At 42.2% G+C, this 18,977-nt stretch carries 17 protein-coding genes; 1 reads left to right on the top strand and 16 read right to left on the bottom strand.

The window, feature by feature from the left end; translation table 11 throughout:
* Nucleotides 1–4 precede the first annotated feature (4 nt).
* From ftsZ to BCY91_RS15105, 16 genes are all read right to left on the bottom strand, one after another.
* Nucleotides 5–1,669, bottom strand: a complete 1,665-nt coding sequence (gene ftsZ / locus BCY91_RS15180; protein ID WP_120182893.1) for a cell division protein FtsZ — start codon at nt 1,667–1,669, stop codon at nt 5–7.
* 127 nt (nt 1,670–1,796) lie between these two features.
* Nucleotides 1,797–3,146 carry a cell division protein FtsA gene (ftsA, locus tag BCY91_RS15175; RefSeq protein ID WP_120182892.1) on the bottom strand — a complete coding sequence of 450 codons (1,350 nt, stop codon included), beginning with the start codon at nt 3,144–3,146 and terminating at the stop codon, nt 1,797–1,799.
* 1 nt (nt 3,147) lies between these two features.
* On the bottom strand, nt 3,148–4,017 hold the full coding sequence (locus BCY91_RS15170) for a cell division protein FtsQ/DivIB (RefSeq protein ID WP_182995408.1): 870 nt from the start codon (nt 4,015–4,017) through the stop codon (nt 3,148–3,150).
* The gene (gene murC / locus BCY91_RS15165) at nt 4,010–5,368 is read right to left on the bottom strand and encodes a UDP-N-acetylmuramate--L-alanine ligase (protein ID WP_120182891.1); all 1,359 of its coding nucleotides are present in this window, start codon (nt 5,366–5,368) and stop codon (nt 4,010–4,012) included. Before murC ends, BCY91_RS15170 begins: the two co-directional genes overlap by 8 nt.
* Nucleotides 5,368–6,468 carry an undecaprenyldiphospho-muramoylpentapeptide beta-N-acetylglucosaminyltransferase gene (murG, locus tag BCY91_RS15160; protein ID WP_120182890.1) on the bottom strand — a complete coding sequence of 367 codons (1,101 nt, stop codon included), beginning with the start codon at nt 6,466–6,468 and terminating at the stop codon, nt 5,368–5,370. Before murG ends, murC begins: the two co-directional genes overlap by 1 nt.
* Nucleotides 6,469–6,576: 108 nt before the next feature.
* Nucleotides 6,577–7,761, bottom strand: a complete 1,185-nt coding sequence (locus BCY91_RS15155; RefSeq protein ID WP_182995407.1) for an FtsW/RodA/SpoVE family cell cycle protein — start codon at nt 7,759–7,761, stop codon at nt 6,577–6,579.
* Between the two features lie 4 nt (nt 7,762–7,765).
* Nucleotides 7,766–9,160 carry a UDP-N-acetylmuramoyl-L-alanine--D-glutamate ligase gene (murD, locus tag BCY91_RS15150; RefSeq protein WP_120182889.1) on the bottom strand — a complete coding sequence of 465 codons (1,395 nt, stop codon included), beginning with the start codon at nt 9,158–9,160 and terminating at the stop codon, nt 7,766–7,768.
* Between the two features lie 26 nt (nt 9,161–9,186).
* Entirely contained in the window at nt 9,187–10,485 is a 1,299-nt protein-coding gene (gene mraY, locus BCY91_RS15145) for a phospho-N-acetylmuramoyl-pentapeptide-transferase (protein WP_120182888.1), read from the bottom strand.
* Between the two features lie 4 nt (nt 10,486–10,489).
* Nucleotides 10,490–11,950: a UDP-N-acetylmuramoyl-L-alanyl-D-glutamate--2,6-diaminopimelate ligase gene (locus tag BCY91_RS15140; protein WP_120182887.1), complete on the bottom strand. Its 1,461-nt coding sequence runs from the start codon at nt 11,948–11,950 to the stop codon at nt 10,490–10,492.
* Nucleotides 11,951–11,953: 3 nt separating this feature from the next.
* Nucleotides 11,954–14,056 carry a penicillin-binding protein gene (locus tag BCY91_RS15135; RefSeq protein WP_120182886.1) on the bottom strand — a complete coding sequence of 701 codons (2,103 nt, stop codon included), beginning with the start codon at nt 14,054–14,056 and terminating at the stop codon, nt 11,954–11,956.
* Nucleotide 14,057: 1 nt separating this feature from the next.
* Nucleotides 14,058–14,453 (bottom strand): FtsL-like putative cell division protein, encoded by a 396-nt coding sequence (locus BCY91_RS15130; protein WP_120182885.1) that lies wholly within the window; start codon nt 14,451–14,453, stop codon nt 14,058–14,060.
* Nucleotides 14,450–15,355, bottom strand: coding sequence for a 16S rRNA (cytosine(1402)-N(4))-methyltransferase RsmH (gene rsmH, locus BCY91_RS15125; protein WP_120182884.1), 906 nt, complete (start codon nt 15,353–15,355; stop codon nt 14,450–14,452). Before rsmH ends, BCY91_RS15130 begins: the two co-directional genes overlap by 4 nt.
* Entirely contained in the window at nt 15,345–15,815 is a 471-nt protein-coding gene (gene mraZ / locus BCY91_RS15120) for a division/cell wall cluster transcriptional repressor MraZ (RefSeq protein WP_120182883.1), read from the bottom strand. The genes rsmH and mraZ overlap by 11 nt, the downstream gene beginning before the upstream one ends.
* A 457-nt stretch (nt 15,816–16,272) precedes the next feature.
* Nucleotides 16,273–16,398 (bottom strand): type II toxin-antitoxin system YoeB family toxin, encoded by a 126-nt coding sequence (locus BCY91_RS15115; protein WP_245989171.1) that lies wholly within the window; start codon nt 16,396–16,398, stop codon nt 16,273–16,275.
* A gap of 78 nt (nt 16,399–16,476) precedes the next feature.
* Nucleotides 16,477–16,698 carry a DUF2683 family protein gene (locus BCY91_RS15110; RefSeq protein ID WP_120182881.1) on the bottom strand — a complete coding sequence of 74 codons (222 nt, stop codon included), beginning with the start codon at nt 16,696–16,698 and terminating at the stop codon, nt 16,477–16,479.
* A 151-nt stretch (nt 16,699–16,849) separates the two neighbouring features.
* Nucleotides 16,850–18,040: a phosphoglycerate kinase gene (locus tag BCY91_RS15105; protein ID WP_120182880.1), complete on the bottom strand. Its 1,191-nt coding sequence runs from the start codon at nt 18,038–18,040 to the stop codon at nt 16,850–16,852.
* A 415-nt stretch (nt 18,041–18,455) separates the two neighbouring features.
* On the opposite strand from BCY91_RS15105, the gene BCY91_RS15100 reads away from it, so the two are divergent.
* Complete coding sequence (locus BCY91_RS15100; RefSeq protein ID WP_120182879.1) at nt 18,456–18,977, top strand: sulfatase-like hydrolase/transferase; 522 nt, start codon at nt 18,456–18,458, stop codon at nt 18,975–18,977.

Raw genomic sequence — 18,977 nt, 5'->3', positions numbered from 1 at the left:
CTATCTAATCTACATTATCATGTAAAAAAGAATTATTTGGGCGAATTTCTGTTTGTCCGTCTTCATTACTCAAAGTAAAGCGCGATACCTGCGATTCAGAAGAATGCGGAACGTCATTTAGCGCCACTTGTCTTCTTCTGTAAGCGGGCACATCTTCCAGCTCTTGCAATCCAGAACCGGTGCGCAAACGCATACTCAAATCTTTTAAACGTAAAATACGCTCTTTAGATTTGCGCAACTGCTCTTCCATGCTTTGGTCTGTTTTGTACTCATCAGCACTGTAAGCATTTGTTGCAGGGTTTGCTGGCTGCGCAACTTCTTCCGGAGCTTCATTTACCGGAGTAAATACTTCCGGCTCGGCGTATTTGATATTAAAGCCGTGTTGGTCTTGCTCTGCGGTTGGCTCTTCTTGTGGCTCATCAAACAAATGGTGTTTCACAATTTTTTCTTGTGGCTCTGGAGTAGCTTGTGGCGCAGGTGTTGGTCTGTTTTGTTGTGCAGCTTGCGGTTGCGCTTTAAACATTTCACCAAATAAATCGGCCTGTGGTGTGGCTTTCTCTTCTTTAGCTACCGGGGCCTCTTCTGTCGCTTTCAATTCTGGTTCAACCGCCTCCGGTTTTTTAGAGAATTCGTTAATCGGTTTAATTAACGGCGTATCAGAAGTTAAGTACTGCTTTTTAGGTGCACTTTGTTTGGTTTGTTCTCTTTCTTCTAAAGTTTGGAAACCGGTTGCAATGATGGTAACGGAAATATTATCGCCCAATTCAGGGTCGCTGCAGTTACCCCAAATCAAATCAGCAGATAAACCGGCCTGTTCTTGGATAAAATCAGTAATGATGCTCACCTCGTCCATGGTTACTTCTTTCTCACCAGAGCTGATGTTCAATAAAATATACCTTGCACCTTCAATCTCATTATCTTTCAATAAAGGAGAAGCCAAGGCGCCTTCTACAGCACGTAAAGCGCGATCGTCGCCTTCGGCAGAATAACTGCCCATGATAGCCACGCCGCTGTCTTTCATCACGGTGCGCACATCTTTAAAATCGACGTTGATATAACCCGGAACGGTAATAATTTCTGCAATGCCTTTTGCGGCGGTGGTTAAAATATCGTCGGCTTGCCCAAAAGCAGAGCCCAAGGTAAGGTTGCCAAAAATCTCGCGCAAGCGATCATTAGAGATAACCAGGTAAGAATCAACGTATTTCTTCAGCTCTTCTAAACCTTCTTCGGCCTGCATTCTTCTGCGCTTGCCTTCAAAAGAAAATGGAGTGGTGATAATTGCAACTGTAAGGATATCTAATTCTTTGGCCGCTTTAGCGATGATTGGACTAGCGCCCGTGCCGGTGCCGCCGCCCATACCCGCGGTAATAAAAAGCATACGCGTGTTTACACCCAGCATCTCTTTCACATCGTCTATATTTTCAATAGCCGAGTTTTTGCCCACTTCTGGGATAGAGCCCGCGCCCATACCTTCTGTTAGGCTGGCGCCAAGCTGTACTTTGTTAGGGATAGGGCTAAGTTCTAAAGCTTGGGCATCCGTATTACAAATAATGAAATCAACACCGGTGATCCCTTGCCTGTACATGTGGTTTACAGCGTTGCCGCCGCCCCCTCCAACACCAATAACTTTAATGATGGAAGACTTTTCTTTTAACATTTCAAACTGCATATCCTTAATTATCAGTTGTTAGTATTTCTTGTAAATCGATTTTATCCTTTGCGTAATATTAGATAATTTTCCACATTAGTTATCCACAAATGTTGATTGTGTGGAAAACTTGCCGATTGTTGAAAAATTATTTTAAAAAGTCCTGATCAGAAATATCATCCTTAATAAAACGCTTAGTACCATCTAACAAAGTAGCAAACAATCCACGGCTCTTTTTAGGTTGCACGGTTTGCGCCAAATCTTGTCCGCTACTTACGTGGCTTTGTCTTTGAGAGTCTGCTTCTGCCTTTTCAACACCTTTTATCAGCAAGCCTATGCCGGTTGCATACATCGGGCTTTTTAGGTCGTCGTAAACATTTTTAGGTAAAGTTTCGTTCTTAGCCAAATGCTCATTAGGGTAACCTACACGGCAGTCAAAGCCGGTTTCGTACTCTACCAATTGTGGCAAATGTTTCAATAAAGCGCCACCGCCGGTAATCACGATACCACCAATTAAACGGTTCTCGTATCCGGATGTTTTAATTTCATAATGTACGTGCTCTATAATCTCCTCCATCCTGGCCTGGATAACGAAGGCCAAATTTTTAACCGAAATTTCTTTTGGCTCGCGGCCACGTAATCCTGGTACGCAGATAATCTCATTCTCCTTATTTTCATCGGCCAAAGCAGAACCAAATTTAATCTTCAACAGCTCCGCCTGGTTGCGCATTACCGCACAGCCTTCCCTAATATCTTCTGTAACCGTGTTCCCGCCCAAAGGAATTACTGCCGTATGGCGGATGATCCCTTCATGGAAAATAGCCACATCTGTAGTGCCGCCGCCAATATCAACCAACACCACGCCTGCTTCTTTCTCCTCCTCGCTCAAAACAGCTTCCGAAGATGCCAAAGGTTCCAAAATAAGCTCTTCTGTTTCCAAACCAGCCTGCGTTACGCATTTCATAATGTTGCGAATGGCGGTAACCAAGCCAGTGATGATATGGAAGTTTGCTTCTAAGCGCACCCCAGCCATCCCGATAGGATCTTTAACGCCAGGCTCGTTATCAACGGTAAACTCCTGTGGCAATACATGGATAATTTCTTCACCCGGATTCATGGCGAGTTTATACATATCGTCTATCAAACGGTCGATATCTTTTCTTGAAATCTCGTTATTTACGTCTTTTCTAGTTAAAATGCCGCGGTGCTTTAAGCTTTTGATATGTTGCCCTGCAATACCTACGTTAACAATTTTTACGTCAACGTTGGACTGCGTGCTGCCCTCATCTACCGCTTGCATAATGCCTTTCACTGTTTTAGCGATGTTGGCCACCATGCCCCGGTTTACCCCCGCAGATTCGGCTTTGCCCAGCCCTAAAACTTCAATTTTTCCGTGTTCGTTGCGGCGGCCAACGATAACGCAGATTTTGGTAGTACCAATGTCAAGGCCTACTACAATTGACGAGCTTTTAGACGATTTAGTTGTAGCTTTTTCCATGTTAACGAGTATTTATTGTTGAATCCTGTATTTCTTTTATTTGTGCGTTTACGGTATCTGTGCTGATTGCTGCAACAGGTTTTATAAACTGTGCAGAATCCCGCCGTTCGCATACGATTTGTCCTTTAAATTTGAGGTTGATGGCGCTGTAAGCATCCCACCCCACCATTGGTATTGCTTTTTTATAAAATACCAATAAATTCTTAAACTTCTCCTCTAGCAAATCAGCGTTTCCGAGGATGATTTTTTGGTTGCCCACGCGTGGCACCAGCTCTATATCTTTGCTATCATTGACGTATAATTGCACCACCTGATCGGCCCAAAGCGAATCTGCCGCAATGAACTTCGCCGTTTTGAACAAATCTTTAGCCATTTTAGTCCGCAAAGTATCCACCTTGCCCGCAAAACCTTCGGTTATCTGGCCGTTTGCCGCCAAAACGCGAGCTGTAAAATGGTCGGACAGAGGGACTTTTAAACCGTTTTGGTCGATGTAAAAATCTTGCCCTGCCATGTTCAAAACTCGTAAAACGGGCACCCTTTGCCGCACGTCTGTATGGATTACTCCGTCCATATCTACATAAACTTTAGCATACTCAATAAATGGGTTTGCTTTAAGCCTGTTTTCCAGCTCCTGGATGTTGATGTTACTGATGCGCCTGCCTATCAGTAAGCCGTTATTTTCTTTTAGTATTTCATCAATTTCTGCACGCTCTATAAAAAACTGGTTTCCGGGCAACACAACCTGTACTTTTTTGCAGGTCCGTTCGGCCTTTTTTACTTCAATAAAGCCCATAAGTGTTACCAGCGCGCCTAGGCTAACCACCCAAGCAAAGCATTTAAACACCAATTTCCACTTTATTCTTTTAAGCATTTTCCAACAATTTTTTGAGCGGCAAAACTAAAGTATCTATATCACCTGCGCCAACCGTAAGCAATAGCTGGGGCATTTTATTTTTCAACAGTTCTAACGCCGATTCATGGTTGCAAACCACGGTTTCAACACCGTCGACTTTTGCTGCCAAAGCGCCGCTGGTAACGCCTTTTATCGGCAGTTCTCTGGCGGGGTAAATTTCCATCAGCAGTAAATCATCAGCAGTGCTTAGCACATGCGCAAACTCGTCCATAAAATCGCGTGTACGCGAAAATAAATGAGGCTGAAAAAGCACCGTCAGCTTTTTATCTGGATATAAAGTGCGCGCGGCTTTAAAACATGCTTTTAGCTCCTCGGGATGGTGCGCATAATCATCAATATAAATGTGCCTATCGGTTTGCACCTGATACTCGAACCTTCGCTTAACGCCTTTAAAAGAAGCTAAACCCTCGCGAATACGCTCTGCATCTATATCCAAACTTAAGGCAACCTGTATGGCGGCTACGGCGTTTTCAACGTTATGGGCGCCGGGTAAACCCAGCTCCAAATTTTTTAGCGACGTAAAATCGTTATCAAAATCAAAGTAAAACTTGTGGTTTTCGACACGTATATTGCTGGCTTTGGCTTGCGCCGATGATGATATGCCGTAAGTAGTTCCATCTTGCAAAGGCAAGCTTTCTTTAAAAATCAGCTTTCCTTCGGGTTTAATTTGCTGGGTAAACAGGCGGAACGACTCTTGCAAATGCGATGCTTCGCCATAAATATCCAAATGGTCGGCATCCATAGAAGTTACCACGGCAATATTGGGGTGTAAGGTTAAAAACGAACGGTCATATTCATCAGCCTCTACCACCATTACGTTGCTGGCGCCAGTTAGCAGGTTGGTGTTGTAGTTGGTAGAAATTCCACCTAAAAAGGCAGAACAATCTAAACCGCCAACTTGTAAAAGGTGTGCAACCAAAGTACTGGTAGTGGTTTTGCCGTGCGTGCCGGCTACTGCCACGGTAAAAGCATTGGCAGATAGCAAACCTAAAACCTGCGAACGCTTGTACATTTGAAACCCGGAAGCAGAAAAATGGTTTAATATTTTGCTGTCTTTAGGAATAGCCGGTGTAAAAATCACCAAAGTTTCGGGCTGGTTTATGATAAATTCATCCGCTATCGCTGAAATTTCATCCGTATAAGTTACCAAAATGCCTTCAGTTTCTAACGCTTTAGTCAACGGTGTAGCAGTTTTATCATAGCCGGCAACTTGGTAACCTTTCTGGTGGAAAAAGCGCGCCAAGCCGCTCATCCCGATACCACCGATACCGACTAAGTAAATCTTTTGTATGTTAGCTAAATCAACCATTACAAGGCAATTTCCAATACTTTTTCTGCTATTACTTTATCAGAATTGGCAAAGCCCAATTCTTTAATATTTGCAACCAAGGTTTCACAAAGCTTTTCATCGTTTAAAACCTTTAAAGCTTGATCCACCAGTTCTGCTTCTGCATGTTTATCGGCAATTAAAACCGCTGCTTCTTTATTTACCAGGGCATTGGCATTTTTTGTTTGATGGTCTTCTGCCACATTTGGCGAAGGCACCAAAATTACCGGTTTTTGAACCAAACACAGCTCGGCAATAGTGCCTGCACCCGCGCGCGATACAATCAAATCCGCGGCGGCGTAAGCTAAATCCATACGGTTTAAAAACTCATAAATCCGTATTCCAGATTTTTTTGATTGGTTGCCGAAACGTTCTATAATAGATTTATAATAATATTTACCGGTTTGCCAGATGATTTGCACGCCAGCTTTTTTAAAGACATCTAAGCCCGCCATGATGCTGTTATTCAAGGTTAGCGCGCCCAAACTTCCACCAACTATCAAAATCGTTTTTTTATCGGCATCTAGCTCAAAAAACGCTATGGCTTCTTGTCGTTTACCTTCTACAGCAACCGCGCTTTCGCGCACCGGATTGCCTGTTTTCACAATTTTAGCTGCCTCAAAAAAGCGGTCCATTCCATCAAAAGCTACGCACACTTTTTTGGCATTTTTACCCAAAAACTTATTGGTAACGCCAGCGTACGAGTTTTGCTCTTGTAACAGATACGGGATTTTCTTTAACGATGCCGCATACAACAATGGACCAGAAGCATAACCGCCCACACCAACTACTGCGTGCGGCCTAAAATTTTTGATGATGGAGAGCGATTTTAACACACTACCAACTATTTTAAAAGGCAGAAACGCATTTTTTAGCAAAGAACTTCTTTGAAAACCTTGGATATCCAAGCCCACAATCTGATAGCCCGCCGCCGGAACTTTTTCCATTTCCATACGGCCGTTGGCACCAACAAACAGGATTTCTGTATTTGAGTCTATCGTTTTCAAAGCATTAGCAATAGCAATAGCCGGGAAGATATGCCCTCCGGTACCACCACCGCTTATGATTATTCTTTTTGCCATGTTGCCTTTCTAATTTTGAATGAGAGAATGATTGAATGATAGAATAACCTATTCACTCATTCAAAATTCAATCATTCATTCCATCATTCAATCCTTCTATCATTATCCTTACGCCACCGCCGGTATTTCACCAACAATAATTTTTTCTTCTTTCGTACTGTTTGCGGCGCTCTCGGCTTTATGTTCTTCGATATCTTTACTTACCGATAAAATAATTCCGAAAGCTACGCTGGTAAACAAAATGGATGTTCCACCCATGCTTACCAAAGGCAAAGGAACACCCGTTACGGGGAACAAATTAACCGCAACCGCCATATTTGCCAGGGCTTGTATCGTTAAACTAAAGCCCAAGCCGGCGGCCAGTAATGCCCCAAATGCTTTGGGTGCCTGCGTTACAATTTTGATGATGCGATACATCAAAATAACGTAGAGCACCACGATAATAAATCCGCCGAACATCCCGTATTCCTCAACAATAATGGCGAATATGAAATCGGAATAAGGGTGTGGCAGAAAATTTCTTTGTGTGCTGTTGCCGGGACCTTTTCCAAAAACGCCTCCAGAAGCAACCGCTATTTTTGCCTGATCCTGCTGGTAGGTTTTATCAGAATGTTGCATCTCTGGATTAAAATAGGCTTTAATCCTAGATTTATAGGTTTCGCGACGTGGGCCAAATAAAACCAAAATAGTAAGTAAAGCCGCCCCGCCAACACAAACAATGGCAATTTGCTTCATACTGATGCGCCCAATGAGCAAAAGCAAAATGCTTACGCCAAACAGCATTAAAGCAGTAGATAAATTGGCCAAACCAATTAAAATAAACACCAAACAAACCGAACCCATAATCGGGATAAACGCTTTGCGCACATCCTTAATATTTTCTTGCTTTTTGGTAAGCGTGCGCGCTAAAAATGTAATTAGCGCCAGTTTGGCCAAATCCGAGGTTTGGAAAGTTAAACCCGTTCCGGGGATAGCAATCCAGCGGCTGGCATCGTTAACATGGCTACCAAAAACCAAAGTATACAGCAGCAAAGGGATGGTAACCACCATTAACACCTTTGAAATACCTGCGTAGTAACGGTAGTTGAGCAAATGCGCCAAATAAATCAATACAAACCCGATGACGATAAACAGAAGGTGTTTCAGCATCAGAGACTCTGAACCCACGCCCCGTTTATAGGCCAAAGTTCCGGTTGCGCTATAAACTGCCAACACAGAAATCAAAGACAAGAAGATAATGATAATCCATATCCACCTGTCGCCTTTTGTACGGTCGAGTATTGCCTGTATCATTTTATTAAAGTTCTTTTACAGCAGCTTTAAACTGGTTGCCACGGTCCTCGTAACTGCTAAACAAATCAAAACTTGCGCAAGCTGGCGAAAGCAAAACCGTGCTTCCCTTTTTTGCCAAATGGTAGGCAATTTCTACCGCCTCGCGTGCAGAGAAGGTGTTTACCATCACTTCAACATGATCTTCAAAAGCGTCATGTATCGCTTTATTATCTTTGCCTAAGCAAATAATTGCCTTTACTTTTTGCTTCACCAAATCAAGCAACATGCTATAATCATTGCCTTTATCCACACCGCCCATAATTAAAACCACATCTGTATTGATGCTTTCTAGCGCGTACCAAACCGAGTTAACGTTGGTCGCTTTAGAATCGTTAATGAAGGTGATGCCAGATATATTGGCCACAAACTCTAAACGGTGCGCAATATTTTTGTAATTGCCCATGCTTTCGCGAACCGACTCGTTACGGATTTCCAACATTTTACTTACAATGCCCGATGCCATTGAGTTGTAAACGTTGTGCTTTCCTTGCAAAGCTAAATCGTTGATAGTCATGTCGAATTGGTCTGAGTTGCTAAGATTTATCATTATTTTATCTGATTTTAAAAAGGCGCCATTTTCTACTTCATGTTCGATAGAAAATGGATGTTTTTGACTTTTGATATCGGCCGTAGCCATAAAAGCTTTTATTTCCGGATCGTCATCGCAATAAATGAAATGGTCTGCCGCGGTTTGGTTTTGTACCACGCGGAATTTTGATTTCACGTAGTTGCTCATCTCGTAGCCGTAGCGGTCCAAATGATCTGGCGTGATGTTGAGCAGCACCGCTACATCGGCTTTAAAACGGTACATATCATCCAACATAAAACTGCTCAGCTCTATCACGTAGTGATCAAAATTTTCTTGTGCCACTTGGCGGGCAAAGCTGTTGCCGATGTTACCCGCCAAACCCACATTAAAACCCGCTTGCTTTAAAATGTGGTAGGTGAGCATGGTGGTGGTAGATTTCCCGTTAGATCCGGTGATGCAAATCAGCTTAGCTTGGGTGTAACGCCCTGCAAACTCGATTTCGGAAATAACCGAAATTCCTTTTTCTTTTATTTTTTTTACGATGGATACTTTATCTGCAATTCCCGGACTTTTGATTACCTCGCTTGCATTTAAAATTAAGTCCTCGCTATGCTGTTTCTCTTCAAAAGCGATGTTGAAGCTTTTTAGCTCTTGCTGATATTTTTCCTTGATGGCACCAAAATCAGACACAAAAACATCAAAACCTTGCTGTTTAGCCAAAATAGCCGCACCAACCCCACTTTCGCCGGCGCCCAGGATAACGAGCCTCACCCCGGCCCTCTCCGAAGGAGAGGGAGCGTCGTGTGGAATATTTTGGTGGTTAATGTTCATGTGTCTTTATACTTACGTCTTGCTACTTACCTCAATTTCAATGTTACGATAGTGATAATGGCCAGGATGATTCCGATAATCCAAAAACGGCTAACAATTTTTGATTCGTGATAGCCTTTTTTCTGAAAGTGGTGGTGCAAAGGCGACATTAAAAATACCCTTCTCCCTTCGCCATATTTCTTTTTGGTGTATTTGAACCAGCTTACCTGAATGATCACCGATAGATTTTCTACCAAAAACACGCCGCACAAAACCGGGATCAGCAATTCTTTGCGTATCATAATGGCAAATACCGCGATAATTCCACCAATGGTTAAACTGCCGGTATCGCCCATAAAAACCTGTGCCGGATAAGCATTGTACCATAAAAATCCGATACAGGCACCTACAAAAGCTGCTGCAAAAACCACCAGCTCGCCCGAATTGGGGATGTAGATAATTTTCAAATAATCTGCAATGATGGTGTTACCAGATACATAGGCCAACAGCGCCAACGTGATCCCGATGATGGCCGAAGTCCCCGTTGCCAAACCATCAATACCATCAGTAATGTTGGCCCCGTTAGATACCGCCGTAATAATCACAATTACAAAAAGCAGAAAAACTACCAAGGCGTATTTCTCGTAATCATCGCCCAGAAATTTTAAAACCTTGGCATAATCAAACTCATTGTTTTTGTAAAAAGGAATATTGGTAATGGTTGATTTAACATCTTTAGCATAATAAACGCCATTGCTTTTTTCTACCCTTATCAGCTTCTCTCCTTTTTCGTTGATGATTTGCTCTTTTAAACCGGCTTTAGGTGCATTCTGGTTTTTAACCACAGCAGGCACCTCGCTTACGGTTTGCCTTACCAAAATGCTTGGGTGGAAAAACATCGTCCAACCAATGATTAACGAAAGCCCTACCTGCCCAACTATTTTAAATTTGCCGGCCAAGCCTTCTTTATTTTTACGGAAAACCTTAATGTAATCGTCCAAAAAGCCGATGCATCCCATCCAAACGGTAGTGATAATCATTAAAATCACATAAATATTATCCAAGCGGGCCAATAAAATAGTGGGAATTAAAACACCGGCAATGATGATCAAACCGCCCATAGTTGGCGTACCCTGCTTCTGCACTTGCCCCTCTAAACCCAAGTTGCGCACGGTTTCGCCTACTTGCTTGTAGCGCAGATAGTTAATTAGCCTGCTGCCGTAAACCGTGGTGATGATTAACGACAAAATCATCGCTAAGCCCGCTCTGAACGAGATAAACTGGATTAACCCAGAGCCCGGGAAATCAAAAAGTTTATCTAAATAGGTGATTAAGTGGTATAGCATCGGCTTATTTTAACAGGTTAAAACACTGGTTTAAAACTTCTTTATCGTCAAAATGCTTACGCACTCCGTTTATTTCTTGGTACTTCTCGTGGCCTTTGCCGGCTAGCAATATAATATCACCTGCTTTGGCTAAATGCACTGCCGTTTTAATGGCTTCTTTGCGGTCGCTGATTACAAGCACCTTTTTTTGGTTCACCGCAGAAACACCGGCTTGCATTTCGGTAATAATTGTTCCCGGATTTTCGCTACGCGGATTATCTGATGTTAAAATCACTTTATCGCTCCAATCACAAGCGGCCTGTGCCATTAAAGGGCGTTTTGTTTTATCACGGTCGCCACCGCATCCAACCACAGTAATCACCTGTTCGTTTTTATTGCGGATGTTTTCTATCGTACTTAAAACATTTATTAAAGCATCCGGGGTGTGCGCATAATCCACAATGCCTACGATTTTGTTTGGCGATATCAGATAGTCAAAACGGCCTTCTGCACCGCTTAGGCGACTTAACACCGTCAACACTTTCATCCTGTCTTGATCCAAAAGCAAAGCCGTACCGTAAACAGCCAACAAATTATAAGCGTTAAAACTGCCTACCAGTTTAAAATAAACCTCTTGTTGATCAATATCCAGGTGCAAACCCGAAAACTGATTTTCGATAATTTTGGCTTTAAAATCGGCCATAGATTTTATGCCGTAGGTTTTTTTATGCGCAGCGGTGTTCTGCAACATCACCATCCCGTTTTTGTCGTCAACGTTTGTTAAGGCAAAAGCAGAGCGGTTTAACCCATCAAAGAATGCTTTTTTAGCTTTGATGTAGTTATCAAAAGTGTGATGAAAATCAAGGTGATCGTGGCTGATATTGGTAAAAATAGCGCCTGCAAACATCAAACCCTCAATACGATGTTGTGCTACCGCATGAGAACTCACCTCCATAAAGCAATAATCGCAACCGTTATCCACCATTTGCACTAACAGTTGGTTTAGCGCCAGTGGGTCTGGTGTGGTGTGAGTTGAAGGGATAACCTCATCATTTATCTGATTTTCTACCGTAGATATTAAACCAACTTTATAACCCAACTCTCTAAAAAGCTTGTACAATAAAGTGGCAACCGTGGTTTTGCCGTTGGTGCCGGTAACACCTACCAAAGTGAGCTTTTTTGAAGGGTTTTGATAAAAGTTTGCAGCAATTAAGCCCAGCGCTTTACTGGCATCCTTAACTTTTACATAAGTAAGATCCAAAGCAAAGTTTGAAGGCATTACCTCGCATACGATAACCTTTGCGCCTTGTTCGGCAGCTTTGGCAATAAAGGCATGTCCATCTGCAACAGTGCCTTTAACGGCTACAAACAAGCTTTGTTCTGTTACTTTTCTGGAGTCGAACGCCAAAGCATTCACCTCCACGTCAGTAGAACCTATTACTTGCTCTAAAGCAACACCATATAATATGTCTCTTAAAACTGCCAAAGCTTACTGCAATTCAATGGTTATTTTTGTTCCTTTATAAATTGGTGTACCGGCCGCTAAAGACTGGTTTACGACCTCGCCCTTACCCTTTACCACAGGCGATAAACCAGAATTGCCCAATACATAAAGCGCATCTTTTAAGCCCATGCCCGATACATCCGGCACCAATCCTTTGTTCATTTTAACTTCTTTATAAGCAATACCGCTGTTGGTATCAATGCCTAATTCTTCCTGGTTGTTGGATGCGTACAGTGCCTTTACGCCCAACTTTTTGTACACCGTTTGTGTAGATGATTTTGAGTGCCCTTTAACCTCCGGCATTTTGGTATTGCCCACCAACTGGGGCACTTTGTAATTGCTCACCATTTCCAAATCACTACCAAATACCACATCGGCCACTTCTCTAAACACCGGACCAGCAACTGAAGCGGCGTAATATGAGCCTTTAGTAGGGTTTTGCACCACCACAATCATAGAATACTTTGGGTTATCTGCTGGGAAATACCCGCAAAAAGACGCTTGGTATTTGCGTTTGCCGCGATAGCCGTTGGCGCCATCTGCAACTTGTGCTGTTCCGGTTTTACCGGCAATTTTATAAAGCGGGTTTTTAATACTTTTTGCGGTACCTTCCTCTACCACTCCTTCTAACATCTCTTTCACCAGAGCCAAGGTTTTGTCCGAGCAGATTTTTTCATTGATGGTGCGCGCTTTAAAAAGTTCAACCGTATTTCCTAACCTTCTGATCTCGTGAACGAAAAGTGGCGCAACCATTTTTCCGTTATTGGCTACCGCGTTGTACAGCGTTAAGATTTGGATAGGGCTCATTTTCACCTCATAACCATAAGCCATTTGTGGCAGGGTAAGTCCGCTCCACGATTTATCTTTAGGCGTTTTAATCCAAGGCTTCCCCTCGCCCGGAATTTGCAGTCCAAGTTTCTCGTTCAGGTGCAGTTTGTGCAAATGCGAGGTAAAAGCAGAAGGATTGTCTTTGTAGCCTAAATAAATCTTCTTCACGATAGCCACATTTGACGAACGTTCAAACGCGGTTTTCATATCAATTACGCCTTCGTTCTCGTGGTCGCGGATGGTGTGACGATAAATTTTGTACCGACCGCCTTCGGTATCTACAATATCATGTATACCAAATTTTCCATCCTCTAAACCCACCATATAAGAGGCAAGTTTAAAAGTAGAGCCCGGCTCGGCACTTTGTGCAATGGCATAATTGAAGGTTTCTTTGTAGGTGTCTTCTGCAGTTTTAGTAAAATTGGCTATCGCTTTTATTTCGCCGGTTTTTACTTCCATCACAATCACACATCCAAAATCCGCAGCCGATTTTATCAATTGCTTTTTCAAGGCGTTTTGTGCCAAATCTTGCATATTCACGTCTATGGTCGCAATAATATCTGCACCGGCTTTAGGTGCAATTTCTGCATCCTCATTAACTGGCATCCAAACACCGCCAGCAATGCGCTGTACCAAACGCCGGCCGGTTTCCCCATTAATGTAATCGCCGTAAGCACCTTCTAGGCCAACGGCAGCTTCAGAATGGACGTTGTAATAGCCAATGGTACGATAAGCTAAATCCCTAAAAGGCAAAATCCTTTTGTTTTCTTGCACAGCAATCATCCCACCTTTGTAACGGCCCATATTAAAAATCGGAAATTTCTTAATCGCCTTTAAATCTTGATAGGAGATGTTGCGTTTCACTAAAAAATAACGCTGACGATCATGACGGGCGTTGCGCAAAGCGCGGGAATAATCACGTTCGGACTTATCTTTGAAATAGTTAGCTAAACTGGCTGCTAGTGAATCAACTTTGCTGTAAAAAACTTCATTATCCTCAATACCACCGGCCAATAAATCCATCCTGATGTCGTACTCCGGAACCGAGGTAGCCAACAAACTGCCATCAATAGAATAAATATTGCCACGTGAAGCTTCTACTTCTGCATATTTTGTGCTTAGGCTATCCGCCATGGCGCGGTACATTTCGCCTTCTAATACCTGCACCTGAAACATTTTGGCCACAACGGCTACTGCAAACAGAATGATGAGGCCAAAAGCCAAATACACCCTAAGCAATATGTTGGTTCTAATGTTCATTTTAGTTTGCTTGCAACTTCACTGGTGGCTTGGTTGATACTTTTAGCCCCAGTAAAGAGTCTACTTTTTTTATTACTTCTGTTTGCCGGCTTTTAAACATCAAATCCGCTTTTAGCGTTTTAAAATCCCAGCTCAATTCTTTTACTTCCTTGCTCAGCGCATCAATTTTTCTGATGTTGTTTTCTGCGCTATGGCGGTTGCCGATATAAATCATCCCCAAAAACGACAAGAAAAGCAGAAAGGGCAAAGCTTCTGTTGCCGCTTCTTTTGATGCTTTTTTTGCCAACCAAACCGATAAGAAATTAGGCGCCTCCACAGGCTTTTTCTCCTTCGGCTTTTCTTGTGGCTCGGTCAGTTTACACTCGGCCTCTATTTCAGATTTTAACCGGTTGCTCATCGTTTAACCGCTATCCTTAGTTTTGCGCTTCGGGCGCGATTGTTTGTCGCCAACTCTTCTTCCGTTGCCGTGATGGCCTTCTTGCTTACCACGTCAAAAGGTTTAATTTCGTTCCCGAAAAAATCCTTTTCCACCTGTCCGCTAAACTTGCCTTTGGCCATAAAATTTTTTACCAATCGGTCTTCTAAAGAGTGGTAAGACATCACTACTAACCGGCCCCCGTTTGCCAGCACACTTTCTGTTTGCTCTAAAAATTCTTTTAAAGCTTCCATTTCTTGGTTTACCTCAATGCGCAAAGCCTGAAAAACCTGCGCATAATATTTGTTTTCTTTTCCGCGAGGCACCAATTTGGCTATAGCCGATTTTAAATCAGCGATGGTTTTTAAAGGTTTTGTTAAACGCGCCGTAACGATGGTTTTAGCCAAAGACTTTGCGTTTTGGATTTCTCCGTAAATGCCAAAAATTTTATGAAGCTCCTCTTCTGCATAGGTATTTACTACTTCTGCGGCAGTTAACGGTGCCGATTGGTCCATGCGCATATCTAAATCGCCATCAAAACGGGTAGAAAAACCGCGTTCGGGCACGTCAAATTGATGAGAAGAAACACCTAAATCGGCTAAAATCCCATCAACCGGAAGTAAACCTTGCGCACGCAAATTGTTTTTTAAAAAGCGGAAGTTTTGATCGATGAACACCAGGCGTTCATCTTGCGGAATGTTCAGTTGCGCATCCGCATCCTGATCAAAAGCAACTAAAACACCATCGGAACCTAATTGTTTTAAAATCGCTTTTGAATGGCCGCCACCACCGAAGGTAACATCAACGTAAACCCCATTGGGCTTAATCGCCAAAGCTTCTATGCACTCTTCCAACATCACAGGAACGTGGTATTTATTCTCCATTTGCGCTCCTTCCTTTATTTCCCATTACCTCTTCGGCCAAATTGGCGAAGTTCTCTGGCTCGTCGTCCATCTGCGCATCATAAGCTTCTTTAGACCAAACCTCTATTTTATCAAACTGGCAAGACAATACCACTTCGGCCTGTATTCCCGCGTATTCTAATAATGATTTTGGCAATAACACCCGTCCCGATGCATCTAACGTAAGTATGCTGGCTCCGCGAGTGAAATAGCGGATAAATTCTCTCGTCTTTTTCTCGAAAGAGTTTAGGGAGGCCAGCTCTGCCGTGATTTTGTCCCACTCTGCTTTGGTGTAAATGGTCAAATGTTTTTCAAAGCCTCTATTGATAACCAACCCGTCTGTCTCGGCTAAAGGCAATTGCTTCTTTAAACCGGAAGGAACCATTAAGCGGCCTTTCGCGTCAAGCTTGCAATCAAATTCACCTATTAAGTGGGCAGTCATCTACTCAATAAATTTTATCAGTGTAAAATTAAAGAATGCTACCACTTTTTACCACTTTTTACCACAAAAAGTTTTCAACAGGAAGAAATGACGTCTAAAGGCTGTTTGGAAGCCTTTTGAGTTTCTTTTAAAAGATTTTTTTTGTCGGAACCAAGTCCAAACGAAGGGTCAGATGGGGCGACAATATGCTTTAAAACAGGCACTTATTTGAAGAAAAACAGTTTGGTGGGAGAAATCTCTATCTGGGGGAAGAGAAAGACCTAAAAGTGGGAAGAAAAACGGGAATAACCTCTCTTTATGAGATAAGTTAAGGCAAACAAGTCTATTTAAAGCAGGAAAACGAGGTTGAACTTGGCTTGATGTGGTGATGTTTTGCGAGGCCGCTGGGGGAACAAAAACCTTAGCTATTTATCGTGATAGCGGCCCAGCGCAGATACTACTTGCACCACACTGTTTGTTAATTTATGGAATAAATTAAGCGATCTTTTTTGTTGATGCGCCGGGGCCAAAACCCTTGCAAATTGTGTCTTAATCGCTCGGGTTGCCCAATTCCGGTCTCGGGATGTACTGAAAGCTGAATCAAGATAGACTCAATTTTATTTATCGTTGCTTTATCACAAGATTTATAATGCCTTTGTGATATCCTTCTTTGCAGGCTCTGTTACTTCAACCCTAAACTTCCCCATACGTCATTAGGATCAACTTCATAAAGCTCCGTACTGGCGGCGGACTCCTTAATTTTCTTAACGAACTCCGGATTGTAAGGACTTTCTTCCTCAACCATTTCAATTCCTTTTTTTTCGTTAACTCCAACTTTAATTAGCTCTAAAAGCGCTTTTCCGTAGCTGCTACGTTCGTTTATTTTCAAGGTAATTGTAGTCATAATTTTCACTTAATACGCTTTACAAATATAACAAAGTTAATCAGATAACGCTGTTTACGCTAAGGCTTTGCGTAGAGCATGTTACTTTGCTTAAAATAAAAAAGCGGTTTTTGATTGAACAAAAACCGCTTTAAAAAAATTAGATTTGTGGCTAATCTAAAATTGCTTTTACACCTGGCAACTCTTTGCCTTCCATATATTCTAGCAAGGCTCCGCCGCCGGTAGAAACATAACTAACCTCATCCTCCAAACCGAACTTAGCTACCGCAGCGGCAGAATCGCCACCGCCAATTAATGAAAAAGCACCGTTTTTGGTTGCTTCTACCACTGCATTTGCAACAGCTTTTGTGCCGTTTTCAAATTTCGACATTTCAAAAACGCCCATTGGGCCGTTCCATAAAATAGTTTTGGACTTTTTAATAACTTCAGAAAACTTCTTGATGGTATCTTCGCCAATATCTAAACCCATCCAATTGTCTTTGATATGGTCGTTATAAGCGTTCCCTGTTTCTGCATCATTGCTAAAGGCATCCGCAATAACAGAATCTGTAGGAATCAGCAACTTCACGCCTTTTTCATTAGCTTTTTTAATTAATTCTTTTGCCAAATCCAGCTTATCATCCTCTACTAAAGACTTCCCTATTTTGCCTCCGTTAGCTTTCACAAAAGTGTAGGTCATACCGCCGCCGATTAAGATATTGTCAACTTTGTCCATCAGGCGCTCTATCAAAAGAATTTTATCAGACACTTTTGCACCGCCCATAATAGCCGTAAACGGTCGCTCCGGTGCATTAAGCACTTTTTCGGCATTGCTCAGCTCGGCGCCCATCAGGTAACCAAAATATTTTGCGTTTGGAAAATAATCTGCAATAACGGCTGTAGAAGCGTGTGCGCGGTGTGCAGTGCCAAAAGCATCGTTTACATAAACATCGCCCAAAGAGGCCAGTTTCTGGGCAAAATCTTTATCGCCTTTTTCTTCCTCTTTGTAAAAACGCAGGTTCTCCAACAAAAGCACTCCGCCAATAGGCAAGTTAGCTGCTTTTTCTTTTGCCTCTTCACCAATGCAATCATCAGCAAACTCTACTTTTGTGCCTGTTAACTCGCTCAAGTGAGGCACAATATGCTTTAACGAATATTTTTCGGTCGGTCCATCTTTTGGTCGGCCCAAGTGCGACATCAGAATTACGCTGCCGCCGTCTTTTAATATTTTTTTGAGGGTAGGCATCGCGGCCGTCATCCTTTTATCGTCAGTAATGTGGTAATTTGCATCTAAGGGCACGTTAAAATCAACGCGGATTAAGGCTTTTTTACCCGAGAAATTAATATCATCTATTGTCTTCATCCTAATTAAATTGAAGTGCTAAGCTAAAGTTTTTAGATGCAAAACGGAAAAATTTTGAGAAAATTAGTGTAAGAAGTACACTATGTAAAAGACGGCAAAAAGAAACAGTTTTAGCTAAAAGTGGATGCTCGAAATACGATGATAACAACAGGTTAACTAAAAAACCACGTTCATGCACTTTAACAGCCATTATCCATCAGCACAACGACATGATGAAGATCGCTTAAACGTGGTTATAATTTATGAACCAAGCGGAACAACGCAACCGAAAAATAAATACCCATTTTAAGGTATTGTACTTAAGCTCATATTTTGCAATCTTTGGTTCAACTAACGTATAGCCTAAACCACTACATGTATCGCATAAAAAACTTACTTAGCCAAAGCGGCAAACGGCTTTCGCTGTTCCCCCTGTATATTCGTTGGGCAACTTACGGAGGTTGAGAAAAGCCGGGCAAACAAAATTTTAATTGTTTTACATACAAGCACCAGCCACGGTCCGTCTTACAACAAAAAGTACCCCGCAAATTTTGAAAAGTTTAAACCGGTTTGTAACAGTGTGGAACTAAAGGATTGCAACCAGCAGGAGCTGATTAATGCTTATGACAATATCATTGTTTACACTGATTATATTTTACATTCTTTGATAGATACGCTTAACGCGATGAAAGATTATAAAAGTGCAATGCTGTTTGTATCGGATCACGGCGAATCATTAGGCGAAAAGAACTTATATATGCACGGAATTCCTATTAGTTTAGCACCTAAAGAGCAATACGAAATACCATTTTTGGTATGGACATCATCCAATGCCAATAAAACATTAAAACCCGAAAAATTATTGACCCAAAACTATGTTTTTCATAGCGTTTTAAATTTTTTGGATGTAAACAGCCCGATTTATAACGAAAAGCTGAATATTTTTATAGATCGGTAG

The organism is Pelobium manganitolerans (genome assembly GCF_003609575.1).
Taxonomy (GTDB): Bacteria; Bacteroidota; Bacteroidia; order Sphingobacteriales; family Sphingobacteriaceae; genus Pseudopedobacter; species Pseudopedobacter manganitolerans.
This window is presented reverse-complemented; position numbering and strand designations above follow the sequence as displayed.